This is a genomic window from Pseudomonas sp. TMB3-21 (genome assembly GCF_054898145.1).
Map to the genome: position 1 here is coordinate 2,392,650 of NZ_CM142718.1, position 13,453 is coordinate 2,406,102.

The 13,453-nt window shown below is 54.6% G+C and carries 10 protein-coding genes and 1 pseudogene; 6 read left to right on the plus strand and 5 right to left on the minus strand.

Annotation, left to right across the window (positions count from 1 at the left end):
• Positions 1 to 130 precede the first annotated feature (130 nt).
• The gene (locus ACYZTS_RS11040) at positions 131 to 1,861 is read left to right on the plus strand and encodes a DUF3696 domain-containing protein (protein WP_461995856.1); all 1,731 of its coding nucleotides are present in this window, start codon (positions 131 to 133) and stop codon (positions 1,859 to 1,861) included.
• Entirely contained in the window at positions 1,861 to 2,757 is an 897-nt protein-coding gene (locus tag ACYZTS_RS11045) for a hypothetical protein (RefSeq protein WP_461995858.1), read from the plus strand. The genes ACYZTS_RS11040 and ACYZTS_RS11045 overlap by 1 nt, the downstream gene beginning before the upstream one ends.
• Before the next feature lie 215 nt (positions 2,758 to 2,972).
• Here ACYZTS_RS11045 and ACYZTS_RS11050 read toward each other — a convergent pair whose 3' ends face one another.
• Both ACYZTS_RS11050 and ACYZTS_RS11055 read right to left on the minus strand, forming a co-directional pair.
• On the minus strand, positions 2,973 to 5,804 hold the full coding sequence (locus tag ACYZTS_RS11050; protein WP_461995860.1) for a TrlF family AAA-like ATPase: 2,832 nt from the start codon (positions 5,802 to 5,804) through the stop codon (positions 2,973 to 2,975).
• A 381-nt stretch (positions 5,805 to 6,185) separates the two neighbouring features.
• Positions 6,186 to 6,590, minus strand: a pseudogene (locus ACYZTS_RS11055) (arginase family protein); the annotation flags it as partial.
• Positions 6,591 to 6,673: 83 nt separating this feature from the next.
• On the opposite strand from ACYZTS_RS11055, the gene ACYZTS_RS11060 reads away from it, so the two are divergent.
• The 3 genes from ACYZTS_RS11060 (at position 6,674) to ACYZTS_RS11070 (ending at position 8,808) form a co-directional block, all read left to right on the plus strand.
• Entirely contained in the window at positions 6,674 to 7,243 is a 570-nt protein-coding gene (locus ACYZTS_RS11060; RefSeq protein WP_461995862.1) for a GNAT family N-acetyltransferase, read from the plus strand.
• 105 nt (positions 7,244 to 7,348) lie between these two features.
• Complete coding sequence (tesB, locus tag ACYZTS_RS11065) at positions 7,349 to 8,218, plus strand: acyl-CoA thioesterase II (RefSeq protein WP_028620777.1); 870 nt, start codon at positions 7,349 to 7,351, stop codon at positions 8,216 to 8,218.
• Positions 8,215 to 8,808 (plus strand): HAD family hydrolase, encoded by a 594-nt coding sequence (locus tag ACYZTS_RS11070; RefSeq protein WP_461995865.1) that lies wholly within the window; start codon positions 8,215 to 8,217, stop codon positions 8,806 to 8,808. The genes tesB and ACYZTS_RS11070 overlap by 4 nt, the downstream gene beginning before the upstream one ends.
• Positions 8,809 to 9,042: 234 nt before the next feature.
• Here ACYZTS_RS11070 and ACYZTS_RS11075 read toward each other — a convergent pair whose 3' ends face one another.
• Together ACYZTS_RS11075 and ypfJ are read right to left on the minus strand one after the other, a co-directional pair.
• The gene (locus ACYZTS_RS11075) at positions 9,043 to 10,002 is read right to left on the minus strand and encodes an alpha/beta hydrolase (protein ID WP_461995867.1); all 960 of its coding nucleotides are present in this window, start codon (positions 10,000 to 10,002) and stop codon (positions 9,043 to 9,045) included.
• On the minus strand, positions 10,003 to 10,881 hold the full coding sequence (gene ypfJ / locus ACYZTS_RS11080; RefSeq protein ID WP_028620774.1) for a KPN_02809 family neutral zinc metallopeptidase: 879 nt from the start codon (positions 10,879 to 10,881) through the stop codon (positions 10,003 to 10,005). It lies immediately after the preceding gene.
• Between the two features lie 312 nt (positions 10,882 to 11,193).
• On the opposite strand from ypfJ, the gene ACYZTS_RS11085 reads away from it, so the two are divergent.
• Positions 11,194 to 12,072 (plus strand): DMT family transporter, encoded by an 879-nt coding sequence (locus ACYZTS_RS11085; protein ID WP_461995869.1) that lies wholly within the window; start codon positions 11,194 to 11,196, stop codon positions 12,070 to 12,072.
• Between the two features lie 45 nt (positions 12,073 to 12,117).
• On the opposite strand, the gene ACYZTS_RS11090 is transcribed toward ACYZTS_RS11085, so the two are convergent.
• Positions 12,118 to 13,434: an MFS transporter gene (locus ACYZTS_RS11090; RefSeq protein WP_461996409.1), complete on the minus strand. Its 1,317-nt coding sequence runs from the start codon at positions 13,432 to 13,434 to the stop codon at positions 12,118 to 12,120.
• Positions 13,435 to 13,453 lie beyond the last annotated feature (19 nt).

A 13,453-nucleotide genomic window follows, 5' to 3' on the forward strand; every position in this document is an offset into this window, starting at 1 on the left:
GCAGCCTTACATCTGCGGCGCTTCGAATGCAAACAGGGCGAGGGAATTATTTTTATATCGTTCTATAAATAATGGTGTTCTCGGAAATTACGAAATTAAGTGAGTTTTCATAGAGGGGTGTAAGTTAAATATGCGTATTAAGAAGTTATCACTTTCTAACTTTCGTTCTTTTGGGTCTGAGCAGGTTATCGATTTTGCGCCAATAACTTTGTTGTTTGGACCAAACAGTGTTGGCAAAAGTAGTGTGTTGATGGCCATTTTTTATATCCAGCAAATTTTGGAAAAGGGCCACTGCGATCCAGTTAGAATTGACGCTTTGGGGGAGCGTGATATTGGTGGGTTTGCGTCCTTAGTCAATGGCAAAGATCTCAAAAAAAGCATAACTCTAAAACTTGAATGCGAGGTTGGCAATACAATAGGTAAAGAATACGAAACCATTGCTGATTGGGTTCCTGGCTACCTCGATAAGTTGGACATGCCAAATGTTGCGGATGACACGGAAACATTCGCTATTGAGCTTGAAGTGGCTTGGTCATTCTTAATGAATAAAGCTTATGTAAAGCGTTACACAGTGACATTGAATGGCATTTTTGCGGGGCAAATAGAGGCGGATAAAGGGCTCAAACAAGCAGCGATTACCGCATTGAACTTCACCCACCCACTACTTTTTCCTTCCAATCATGAAGATTGGGTCATTAGGAGCTTTGAAGACGGGACGTCCGTGCATCCTAGTCAGCTGTCTGAAGAGCAGAAGGCAAGTGGTGATTACGTTGAAGAAGCTAGCGGTTGGCACTCGGCTTTTCACTTCGAAATAGACACAAGCACTCCCTTTGTCGAAGGCTCGGTAAATATCGAGAGTATCGAGCACGAATGTAAGGCCATATCGGTCAAGACTTTTTATGGTGCCATACCACCACATGGCCACATACTTGAAACGAACATCGTGGAGCCTCTTCGTTCTGTTGAAAATACGCGCGAAGGGGACGAGTATCTTAATAAGTTAGTTTGTCATCGTGTTTTAACACAAATATTTGTATCACCTTTGGACAAAGTGCTAGAGATGCTTCGTAAAAGCGTCTGTATTGGTCCTCTTAGAACTATTCCTGGAAGCTCATTTGTTCCAAACCCTCATCCTGTGCAGTCAAGTTGGATCGACGGAACCGCAGCATGGGATTTGCTACATCGTTGTAACGCTGAGCTTAATGAGCCTGTAAATCGCTGGTTATCCGGAAAAAATGGTTTTGATAGTGGATATGCGTTGGCATCTGTAGTCAAAAAAACCTATGTAGAAGTGAAGTCCGACAAGAGCCATGATCTTGATCAGATGAAGGAGCAGTTGAATAACTCAATAAAATCAGGCAAGCCGGATTCGGATTTTGATGATATGAAATTCTCTGAAGCTGCGGTGTTGTACGATCAAAAAAAATGTATCACCCTAGCGCCCAATCAAGTTGGTTGCGGTATTTCACAAATAATTCCTGTTGTCACGGCTGCTCACTACGTCACCGATGGCTTAGTTGCGATTGAACAACCCGAGCTTCACATTCACCCAGCTTTTCAGGTTGAAGTTGGTGATCTCTTCACACAGTTGGAAGTTGATCCTAGCCGCAGGCCAACTTTTTTGATTGAGACACATAGCGAGCACTTGATGCTCAGGATACTACGACGTATTCGCGAGACTACTGATAAAGAACTTAGAAACAGTTTGCAAGAAGTAAAGCCATCGGATATTGCTGTTATCTATCTGGAAGCTCCGGATGGGGAGGTCGTTGTTCGCCGGATTGAGATTGATGAGGACGGTGAATTTATACAACGCTGGCCTAAGGGCTTTTTTGGTGAGCGTCGTAGGGAGCTAATGTAATGCTATACGAATTTGTGGTTGAACCCTGTTTACTCAATGAAGTTGCTCGATCCCGTCGAAATTACCGTCAATTCTTGGAGCTCTTTTCTCTAGGGGCTCCTCAGGTCATCAGTGATTACCCAAAATTAAAAAATATCCGAAAGCAGGTGTTTAGGCTTCAGCCTGATGGAGTGCATGAATCGGAGAAACAACGACTTGAAGAGCTTGTGCGATTTTTGAGTGAGACACCGAGGGTGAAAAGGGAGTCTGAGTATGACGGCAGTGATTGGTTGAAAAGTGTTGAAAGTGAAAATGTCCGCGTTGCATTTGATCACGTGGTGAGCGCATTGAATCATGGAGCTTTACCTACACTGAGATTAGAGCAGTTGTTCGATGGCGAAATCACTTACCCAAATCAGTTGCTAGTAAAGAGAGTTGCTTCTGATATGGCAGCAGCGGTTGCAAACATTCTTCGATTAGCAACGACGATTGTTTTTGTGGATCCTTATTTCAATACACAGCCTACAAAGTGGCAGCCTTTGATTCATTTTCTTAACACCGCCTTGGCAAGAAGGCCGGGTCCTGCGCCAACACTGGAAGTGCTTTTTAGTGGTGATAAGGCAAACATGGCAACTCCTGCATTCTTGAAGGCAAAACTGATCGCTGAAGAACCAGTGTTGGTAACTCGGTGTAATGTTACATTCAAGTCAATTAGAGAGCTCGCAAATGGGGAGAAATTACACAATCGGTATGTTTTAACCGATATTGGTGGAGTTTCTTTTGGGATAGGCCTTGATGAGGGGAGCGAACACCATCGGGACGATGTCGCGCTACTAAATGAAATAATTTATCGGCTTCGGTGGCATCAATACGCCGAAATGAATGGATTTGAGGTTGTAAGTCAAGCCTCCACTTGACTACCCTAATTTTTATAGATGCCGGAATCAACTATCCGTATAAGCATCGTATTTATCAGTCAACCCGCGGAGACGTTATTTTTTCGCAACTCAGCTCGTTGTCCAAAGCAGAAAACGGTTCGAAGCAAAACGGAGCTTCTGGCGCAGTTATTCTCTGTTAATCATCCGACCCGTTTTCAGAGTTGTTCGTCGAGCTTCACTAAATCACGCGCTGATCAAACCTCACCACCTAGGCGCTGATAGCGTCGCTCAAATGCCTCTGCGCCGCCCTCCATCACCTGGCATACCTCATGGCGCATGTCCTGTTCCTGCAGAGAACCTGTCTGCTTCACATGGCACTGATGGTTAAAGTCCAGGACATGGATAAGTTCGGCATCTCCGTTTACCACGATGTTAGGATTGTGAGTCACGATAATTAGCTGGCGGCGCTGCTTGTTAGAGCGAATCTGCTGGACTACCAGTCCGTAGATAAGATGATTATCGAGGTCGTCCTCGGGCTGGTCGAGCACTAACGGCTCACCGCCATGTGCCAGCAAAAAGGCCAGCATTGCTGCCGCGCGCTGTCCCGCAGAAGCTTGTCCAATGGACTGGAAATCCCGACCGTTACCTTTCCGACTGTATTCCACCTGCAGACCGTCCTCAGGGAACCAGCATAGCAAGTGATCCATATACTCGGGTCTTCGATCAGTTTCAGCTTTCAAAAACTTATTGAACCACCCTCCAAATTCAGCCTTGCCACGACATGCCTGCGTCAATCGTGCCTTCAAAGTCTTCAACGATTCTTCGAAGCTTGGCGTATCGCCGAGAAGCTTGGCCACGACCATCAGATCCGCTATGAGACCCTTTGCAGACGAACCATCCTGCTCCTGGTAAATGTCTTCTGCATACTTACCGTCTGGAACACCAAGCGCTTCGCGAAGCGATCGTTCGATTCCCTGCGAATCCCGGCCATAAGGTGTGAGCTCGATTCGCACGTAGGGATTGTCGTGAAGTGTGGCATGCAGAAACGCGCTGCGTTGAGCGCTGATTGCTCGGCGCGCCGACTGAACTTCCTCCAGTTGTGACATCGCTGTTTTACGTAGCTCAGCGTGTTGCGTCTTGAGAGTGTCCAAATTCCTCAGCTCGGTTTCGAGCCGCTGTTTTTCTTGAACCAAGCGTCCATATTCGCTGGGATCTTTGACTCCCTGCTGCTGCAGATTCGTCTTAAGCTGATCGTAGGCTTCTTTGGCAATCGCGACTCGAGTAAACCAATCCGAGGATTCTAGATCCCCCTTAATGGATTGCCCAAGAGTTGCTAAATTTGAGGCGGAGTCCAAAATGTCCTGCCTCGTTTTGTCGATGACGTCTTTTAGCGTCTGCAGAAACGCTAGCGCTGGGCTGTCATTATTGGCATCAAAAAGGTCTGTATCTAAATGTTCAGGCTGTAAGCTAGCCGCGACGGTTTTTAATTGAGCGGCAAGCTCAGTTACCGCTTCAAAATGGCGCTCAAGCTCGCGGCTTTGTTGGTTGGTTCGCTGGTAATTTTTCAATACCACCGTGTGGTCAGCACCTTCGAAGCGGTCAAGCTTTCGCTGTAGGTCGTGTAATGCGAGCGTCACAGATTCAAGGCTAGATAGCCTTCCCTCCAGTTCTCGCATCCGTGCTCGAGACGCGAGAAACGCGCTTTTTGCTTCATCCAGTCCTGTTCGCTGCAGACGGATGTCAGCAGCATCATCGATGACCTTCAGCAAAGCTTGCTGACTGTCCCCAGCTAGCGCGGCGATTTGTCCCTGACTAAAGAGTCTTACCGGGAACCGCTGCTCATTAACAACCTGACTGTCCGAGGGCGTGAAATCGCAAGTAAGTACATTCCATTCTTCCACCCTGTTCTCGTGATCGTCTTTGCGCCACGTGAGGCGATACGGCGAACCGTTCCGATGAATCTTTACGTGTACAACCGTATCGTCAAGTAAACCGCCATTATCATTTTTGGTCTTGGCGACAGCGTTGAATTTGTTAAAGGTCTGTCCGGCCTCCGATGCCAGAGACAGTTCCTTTTCCCTTCGGTATGCCAAGCGAAGGGCATGCACGATGGTGGATTTTCCTGTACCCCGACCACCGATTAGTGCATTGAAATAGGGGTTGAGTGGCAAGCAGGCGCCCGCTTTGCCGCGCTCCATATACCGAGCATTACGAATCTCAATAGATTCTATGAAATGCTCGGGCGTATTAAAGGGTGCGAATCCATTGCTTTGGTCGTTACGGCGAACCGAAACCTCCTGCCCGTCCAGTAGCGCCAGGCGCAGTCCTTCGACAGTAGGTTTGGCCATCTTGATCCAAGTAAAGCGCGAGCCAGGAACCGCTGAGCCTTTGAAGCTATGGCAGTCACTTCCAACCACACTGGCAAAGCGAAGCTTCAGTTCTTCCAGCACTATGGGATACGAGGTGCTTCCCGCTGTCCACTCCAATGCTAGGATGCCCGGCTCCTGTAGAACCTGCTTGATGGTATTGGTATCCAGCAGACATTTGCGTGTACCCGACTCGACTTTCAGCAGCCCTTTGTCACCTTCCACATGGGCAGGAATCGCTATCCCACCTTCTGCAATAACACGTTCGATCACCTTGGCTGCACCCTCGCGTGTTACGCCATCACTGTCGCCACGGGTACCCGCATAATCCACTTTTGCGAGCAAATCACTGATAGTTTGGCTGGAAGCAGACGGATCGAAGATGGCCAGCAGATGGAAGCCGCCCTGAACGGAGATCTCTACACCAGGGAATACATGGAGTTCGCGAAAACCATCAGGCGCGCTATCAGCATCGGCCTGACACTTCATTTCGGCGTATGCGGCCTTGAGTCGGTCAACCCACTCGCCACTATTGTGATCAGTGACTGCCACACAATCGATTCCTGCAGCCATGTACTTGAGTAGCCATTTCTGCGGCGTCAATTCATCGGGAGTCCCAATCGCGGCTTGCCAAGCATTCGTATCCTTTGATGCCGGGGTGTGGGTGTGGAAATCGAACTTCCACCAGCGGGCGCCGACGAAGGGCCAAGCCTGATTCATATTCTCTCCTTGTTGGCCATCCTTTACAGGCTTGGAACCCAGTGGCGCTGGCGTGCATTTTTTAGGTGGCACTATCCCAATTATCGTATCGTTCAATCGCCTATTACGACTAGTGATGTGGCGCGATTCAGTAAGCTTTGGATATGGCCGATCTTTGTAACAAAGCATGCAAGTCCAATCCCATGCAATGGGTCTTGCAAAAGACTAGTAAGCCCAGCCCTTCCGCCAGCTGTATCAACATAAATTCAACTGCCTGAATGCTTGGTGTGGTGCCTTTTTGTAAACATCTCGGCGCGTTGCGAGCGTTTATTTCCATTTTCGAAACCTTGACTCTCTGAGGTGCTATTTCCTCTCATCTGATTGGGTTTGTTTACATATTTTGTCAGCATAAAGGCAGAAACCTGCCGGATGATCGTAATGCGCATGATGCGTGCCACCGGCCAGGTGACAGGCCAGGCCATGTTCCAGCGCTTGCTCCGCTGCCAGCAGCGAACCGCCCACCGCCCGCACCGTTCGCCGCGCCAGCGCTTCGCTCCAGGGCAGGCCGAGACGCCGCTGGTCTTCGCGAGACAACTCGCCGCTCATATAGCGTTCGATATACGCAGGGTCATGAGCAAGGGCGAGAATCTCTGGCGGGCACAGTTGCGGACGCAGTAGATCGGCGTCGCAGGTCAGGCCGCTGTCCACCAGGTGATCGCGCAGCAAGCGGAACTTGTCCATGGGGAAGCGGTGATCGACCGGGAATTCGGGGCTGTAGTCTTCGTGGTAGATCAGCGGCAATGGCATGGTTTTTATAGGGGGCAGCGGGTAGGAATGAGTGAAGGATCCTACCAGCGATCTAGACTTGTGACATGGACAGGGGAGGGGTAATGGAGCCGATACTGCAACTCGAAAGCGCGCGATTGTTATTGCGCCAGTGGCGGGATGAAGATTTGCCGACGTTTGCGGCGATGTGCGCCGATCCGCAAGTTATGCGTTATTTTCCCGCGCCCTTGAGTCGCCTGGAAAGCGCCTCGCTGATCGGTCGCGTGCGCGGCCATTTTGCCGAGCATGGTTTTGGCCTGTGGGCACTGGAGCGCAAGGACACCGGTGCCTTCATCGGTTTCACCGGGTTGGGTGTGGTCGGTTTCAACGCGCCGTTCACCCCGGCGATCGAAATCGGCTGGCGCCTGGCCCGCGAACATTGGGGCCTTGGCTACGCCAGTGAGGCGGCGTGGACCGCTCTGCGCTGCGGGTTTGATCGCATGGCGCTGGAAGAGGTGGTGTCATTTACCGCGCAATGCAATCTGCCCTCGGAGAAAGTCATGCAGGCCATCGGCATGCACCATGACCCGGCCGACGATTTCGAGCACCCCAAATTGCCGGCCGATCACCCGCTGCGTCATCACATTCTTTATCGCATCAGTCGTGAGCAATGGCTGCAAACCTTGCATGGCTAAGCGTGCGCGGACGTTTACAATGGCGCCCATGTGGCCACGGCCAGAAACCGAATCGACCGCCGCAGCCAAGACTGCGCGGCACTGCGTTGTGTGAGGAGAGTCTGAATGAGCCAAGTGTTGGATGATCTGGTCGACCTGCTGACCCTGGAACCGATCGAAGAAAACCTGTTCCGCGGGCGCAGCCAGGACCTGGGGTTCCGTCAGTTGTTCGGCGGCCAGGTCGTCGGTCAGTCGCTGTCGGCGGCCAGTCAGACCGTGGAAGAAGCGCGACATGTGCATTCCATGCACGGGTATTTTCTGCGTCCGGGTGATTCTGCGTTGCCCGTGGTGTATCAGGTTGACCGGGTGCGCGACGGCGGCAGTTTCAGCACGCGCCGGGTGACGGCGATTCAGAAAGGCCAGCCGATTTTCACCTGCAGCGCCTCCTTCCAGTACGACGAAAAAGGCTTCGAGCATCAAGCCGAAATGCCGACGGTGGTCGGCCCGGAAAATCTGCCATCGGAGCTGGAGCTCATGCAACAGCGTGCGCACCTGATTCCGGAACACATGCGGGAAAAATTTCTCTGCCCTAAACCGATCGAGTTCCGCCCGGTCACCGAGAAAGATCCTTACAACCCGCAGCCGTCCGATCCGGTCAAGTACGTCTGGTTTCGCGCCGACGGCGCCTTGGCCGATACCCCGGCGCTGCATAAATACCTGATGGCCTACGCCTCGGATTTCGGTCTGTTGACCACGTCGATGCAGCCGCATGGCAAGTCGGTGTGGCAGAAAGATATGCAGGTCGCCAGTCTGGATCATTCGCTGTGGTTCCATGCAGATCTGCGCGCCGATGACTGGTTGCTCTACGCGATGGATAGCCCGTGGGCCGGCAACTCCCGAGGATTTACCCGTGGCAGTGTGTTCAATCGCGCCGGGCAACTGGTCGCCTCCGTGACTCAGGAAGGCCTGATTCGTCATCGCAAGGATTGGGCATGAGCCTGGCCGATGTGCGGCATTGGGTGTTCGACATGGACGGCACCCTCACGGTTGCCGTGCACGACTTCGCGGCGATTCGCGTCGCATTGGCGATCCCCGCCGAAGACGACATCCTGACCCATCTCGCGGCGTTGCCCGCAGAAGACGCCGCCGCCAAACATGCCTGGCTGCTGGAACACGAGCGTGACCTGGCACTGGGTTCAAAACCGGCGCCCGGCGCTGTGGAACTGGTGCGTGAACTGGCGGGGCGGGGCTACCGTCTGGGCATTTTGACGCGTAATGCCCGTGAGCTGGCGCACGTCACCCTGGAGGCGATCGGCCTGGCCGACTGTTTCGCGGTCGAGGATGTATTGGGTCGCGACGAAGCTCCGCCTAAACCGCACCCGGGCGGGTTGTTGAAGCTGGCTGAAGCCTGGAAGGTGCCGACGAATACGATGGTGATGGTTGGCGATTACCGCTTTGATCTGGATTGCGGCCGGGCGGCGGGGGCGCGGACGGTGCTGGTCAACCTGCCGGATAATCCGTGGCCGGAGCTGACGGATTGGCATGCGGTGGATTGTGTTGCGCTCAGGCAGATGCTGTTGGCTTGATGGCCTCATCGCGAGCAGGCTCGCTCCCACTTTGGAACTTCAGCGGGCGCGGTTTTTCGCCTGACTAAAGTCCCCTGTGGGAGCGAGCCTGCTCGCGAAAGCGTCAGCTCAGGGGCTTTCGCGAGCAGGCTCGCTCCCACATTGGATTCTCGGCAGTCGCAGATTGCGCGTCTGATCCAAATCCCTGTGGGAGCGAGCCTGCTCGCGAAGACGTCAGATCAGCCAGCCAAAAACTCACTTCCCGAATATAACTTTCCGCCCCTCAGGCGAATTAAACATCCCATCCCCATCATGCCCAACCCCGGGCACTTCGATCAGCTGCTGGCGCAAGCCTTGCGGATACAGCCGCTTCAAATACTGAAAATAATTGCGCCCCCGAACCAATCGGTTCGGACCCTGAGCCTGCGCTTCGCACCGCTTGTCCAGAGCCGGATGATTGGGGTCGATGTCCAGCTGACCCAGCAGGTAAACAATCTCACGCTGCGGGTACTTTTCCTCCAGCTGCTTGGGCGTTTGTCCTTCAGCATAGGCAGGCAAGTCTGACAGCCCGTACTTCCAGCGATTGTAGTCAGGGCAGCCGGCATGACTGAACGCCACTGGGCGACGCTCATCGAAGTACGCATAAGAAGACGGGTTGGCAATCACGAAGCGGATCTGCACGCCGGCAGCCTGAAGCTCTGGCTGATCGTGGCCCAGCAGTGCATACCGCTGAACCACCTGAGCACCACCGGAATGCCCGACGATGACAATTTGCTTCACATCGGGAAACTGTCGCCGGTCGCCCAGGCGGGTGATGATTTCGTCGAGTGCAGCGTAGGAACTCATCGCAAACGGCGCGGTGGACATGCCTCCAGCCATCCATTCATTGCCTTGCCAGCGCAACACGGTGTCAGCCACGGGATGGCGTGAAACATCGGTTTCATTGAGAAACTGCGGGGCAATCACTAACGTATTCGCACTCTGCCCGGCCTGCTCGGCAGCGCGTTCGGCGCTTTGACGATAGGTATCGGCATTGCGCAGTCGGCCGTGAATGATGACCAGCACGCGCTCTATTTTTGCCGGCGCCGGGCCGATGCTCACGACCATTTCGCCGGATTTCAACAGCAGACGGCCGGGGCTGATCTGCTCGACCCCTTGCTCGGCAGCCTGCGTTGTCGAGCACACGCACAGCAACATCAACAGCCACTTGGTCATTTACAGATTTTTCGCCGCAAAGGTATCGCACTGGCCAACCTGGCCCTGCGCAAATCCGGTTTTGAACCAGCGCACCCTTTGCGCCGACGTGCCATGGGTGAACGAGTCCGGCACGACGCGGCCCTGACCCTGCTGTTGCAAGCGGTCGTCGCCAATGGCGTTGGCAGCGTTCAGCGCTTCTTCAATGTCGCCCGGCTCCAGCCAGTTCAGGCGCTGTTGCGCGTTATGCGCCCAGACACCGGCCAGGCAATCGGCCTGCAGTTCCTGACGTACTAACAAACCACCGTCGCCTTCCATCTGCTGGCCTTGCTGGCGCGCTGCCTGAATTTTCGCCGAGACGCCAAGCAACGTCTGCACGTGGTGTCCGACTTCATGCGCGATCACATAGGCCTGAGCGAAGTCGCCCGCGGCGGAGAAACGCTGGGACATCTCCTGGAAAAAACTCGTGTCCAGATAGACTTTCTGGTCTGCCGGGCAATAGAACGGGCCTGTCGCCGATGTCGCCAGACCACACGCCGAATTGACCCGACCACTGAACATCACCAGGGTCGGGTCTTTGTATTGGCGCCCGGCCTGCTGGAAAATCTGGCCCCAGGTGTCTTCGGTATCGCCGAGGATCGAGCGGACGAACTCGGCCCCTTCGTCATTGGCCGGCGGTGCCTGGCGAGTCTGCGTCGACGTGGGAGCGGATTGTTCCCCGGTGAGCTGCCCGAGGATCTGCATCGGGTCTTGCCCGGTGATCAAGCCGAAGCCAACAATCAGAACGATCGCCGTCAGGCTCAGACCTTTCCCACCGCCAAAGCGCATTCCGCCACCGCCGCCACCCTCGCCCCGAGCGTCAACCACGTTGTCGCTGCGTCGGCCTTTTTTCCATAGCATGTGGGAATCCTCTAGTTATCCGTGGGAAGAGTGTTGCTGGTGAGTAGGAGCAGCGCCAGTCCGGTCGTCCGGCTTTTTGCGGCGTTGCCGGCCACTGTTGCAGATTCGGGATGGATGCTGACTGCTATTGAACGCGGATACCTCATCGAATTCCGTAGGCAGAAATGTTTTGTGCAGCAACGATCAGGCGCGGACGCGTTTGCACCGCGGCGGCGTAGACCGCAGAATCAAGGCGCACATCGATGTGCGGACGCGTGCAGCGCGACAATCCGCTTGCCCCGAAGCGTTTGAATCAAAATCCAAGGGAAGCCTATGACCCTCAGCACTCCGCTCTCTGGCGTAAACAAACCCTTCAAAGGGATTTTGCTGATCGTTGTCGCAACCTTCCTGTTTTCCAGTCACGACGCGTTTTCCAAATACCTGTCGGGTTTCTATCCGATTGTCATGGTGGTCTGGGCTCGCTACGTGGTTCATACCTTGCTGATGGCCGGGATCTTCCTGCCGCAATCCGGCTTGCGCGTCCTGCGGACCAAACGGCCGATGCTGCAGCTAATGAGGGCGTTATGCCTGCTGGGCACCAGTCTGTTTTTCACCACCGGCCTGCAATACATCCCCTTGGCCGAAGCCACGGCTGTCAACTTCCTTGCGCCGGTTCTGGTGACCGCATTGTCGGTTCCACTGCTGCGTGAGCATGTCACCCGTGGCCAATGGATTGCGGTGATCTGCGGCTTTATCGGGGTGTTGATCATCGTCCATCCCGGCGGGGAGCTGTTCACCCCGGCGATCCTGTTGCCACTGTGCTCGGCGCTTTTTTTCTGCTTCTACCAGTTGCTCACACGCAAGCTCAGCGCGATCGACAGCCCGACCACCAGTAATTTTTTCGCCGGGTTATGCAACACGCTAGTGATGAGTGCACTGGTGCCTTTCTTCTGGCAGGTGCCGACGCTGGGTCACGGTTTCATGATGGTGGCGCTCGGAGCGTGCGGCATGACCGCGCATTTGTTCCTCACCCAGGCGTTCCGGCATGCGGCACCGGCATTGCTGGCACCGTTCGGCTATTGCCAGATTATCTTTGCCGGTTTGCTGGGGTGGATGCTGTTTGCGCACACGCCGACGTTGACCACGGTGATCGGTATTTCAGTGATTTGCTGCAGCGGACTGGCCGCGGCCTGGCAGCAGAGTCGGCGCTGACAAGAAAAAGCAGGCCTGGATTCAGGCCTGCCGGGGGAAGGGCGTTTACTCGGTAACCGTAGGAATCTTGCGTGGTGCCATGAAGTACATCCAGATCAGCGCGATGAAGTACATCGCCGGGATCATGGTGAACAGCACGGTGTAGTTGTTATTGGTGATGGTCAGAATATGGCCGACCAATTGAGTCATGAACATCCCGCCGATCGCGGCGCACATGCCGCCGAAACCGAATACGGTACTCATCATGTGCTTGGGCGTGTAGTCCATCACCAGGCTCCAGATGTTCGCGGTCCAGGCCTGATGCGCGCCGATGGCCAGCGAGATGGCGGCAACCGCCACCCACAGGTTGCTCGAACCGGCGGCCATGACCACCCCGATGATGCAGCAGGCAAACAGGAACATGGACAGCAAGCGCGCCTTGATCGGATTCATCCCGCGCCCGATCATGAACGAAGACAGGATCCCGCCGCCGACGCTGCCGAAGTCGGCCGTCAGGTAAATAATGATCAGCGGGATACCCATCTGCGTCACGTTAATGCCCAGGTTGTATTGCTGATTGAGAAACGGCGGCAACCAATACAGGTAGAACCAGAACACCGGCGCCGTCAGCGAGTAGGCGAGGGCGAAGGCCCAGGTGCCACGCATGCGCAGGATTTTCGAGAACGGCACGCGGGATTGTTCCGGTTCGACTTCCCTCTGGATGTAGTCCAGTTCCGATTGTTTGACGCTTGGATGATCTTCCGGGTTGAAGTATTTCAAGCCCCAGAACAGTAGCCAGATGCCGCCCAGTGACGCCATGCACAGGAAGGCCGCCTGCCAGCCCCACACGTGCAGAATCAATGGCAACAGCATCGGTGTGAACATGGCGCCGACGTTGGTGCCGGCATTGAAGATGCCGGTGGCCACGGCGCGTTCGCCAGCCGGGAACCACAGCCGCGTGGTTTTCACACAGGCCGGGTAATTCGCGGCTTCGGTCAGGCCGAGGATGAAGCGGCAAACCATGAAGCCGACGGCCGATGTCGCCAACCCGTGAGCGCCGGTCGCCAGGCTCCAGAGCAGTACGGCGCAAAAGAACACGCGCTTGACGCCGACGCGGTCGATCAAGCGCCCTTGCAGGACGAAACCGATGGCGTAGCCGACCTGAAACCAGAAATTGATGTTGGCGTAGTCCATCGCCGTCCAGCTCATTTCCTTAGCCAGGATGGGTTGCATGACGCCCAGTGCGGCGCGGTCGATGTAGTTCAGGGTCGTGGCGAAAAACACCAGCGCGAGCATGCCCCAGCGGGTCTTGCCGACCGCCATGGCGCCGCGGATCTTGTCGCCGATTCCGGTTGGGGCAGGTGTCATGGAGGAACGCTCCATGGAAGAGCTTTGAGAAGGA

Excerpts from the sequence above, each read along its gene's own strand:
- ACYZTS_RS11040 (WP_461995856.1), top strand. The coding sequence starts at position 131 with ATGCGTATTAAGAAGTTATCACTTTCTAACTTTCGTTCTTTTGGGTCT.
- ACYZTS_RS11045 (WP_461995858.1), top strand. The coding sequence starts at position 1,861 with ATGCTATACGAATTTGTGGTTGAACCCTGTTTACTCAATGAAGTTGCT.
- ACYZTS_RS11050 (WP_461995860.1), bottom strand. The coding sequence starts at position 5,804 with ATGAATCAGGCTTGGCCCTTCGTCGGCGCCCGCTGGTGGAAGTTCGAT.
- ACYZTS_RS11060 (WP_461995862.1), top strand. The coding sequence starts at position 6,674 with ATGGAGCCGATACTGCAACTCGAAAGCGCGCGATTGTTATTGCGCCAG.
- tesB (WP_028620777.1), top strand. The coding sequence starts at position 7,349 with ATGAGCCAAGTGTTGGATGATCTGGTCGACCTGCTGACCCTGGAACCG.
- ACYZTS_RS11070 (WP_461995865.1), top strand. The coding sequence starts at position 8,215 with ATGAGCCTGGCCGATGTGCGGCATTGGGTGTTCGACATGGACGGCACC.
- ACYZTS_RS11075 (WP_461995867.1), bottom strand. The coding sequence starts at position 10,002 with ATGACCAAGTGGCTGTTGATGTTGCTGTGCGTGTGCTCGACAACGCAG.
- ypfJ (WP_028620774.1), bottom strand. The coding sequence starts at position 10,881 with ATGCTATGGAAAAAAGGCCGACGCAGCGACAACGTGGTTGACGCTCGG.
- ACYZTS_RS11085 (WP_461995869.1), top strand. The coding sequence starts at position 11,194 with ATGACCCTCAGCACTCCGCTCTCTGGCGTAAACAAACCCTTCAAAGGG.
- ACYZTS_RS11090 (WP_461996409.1), bottom strand. The coding sequence starts at position 13,434 with ATGGAGCGTTCCTCCATGACACCTGCCCCAACCGGAATCGGCGACAAG.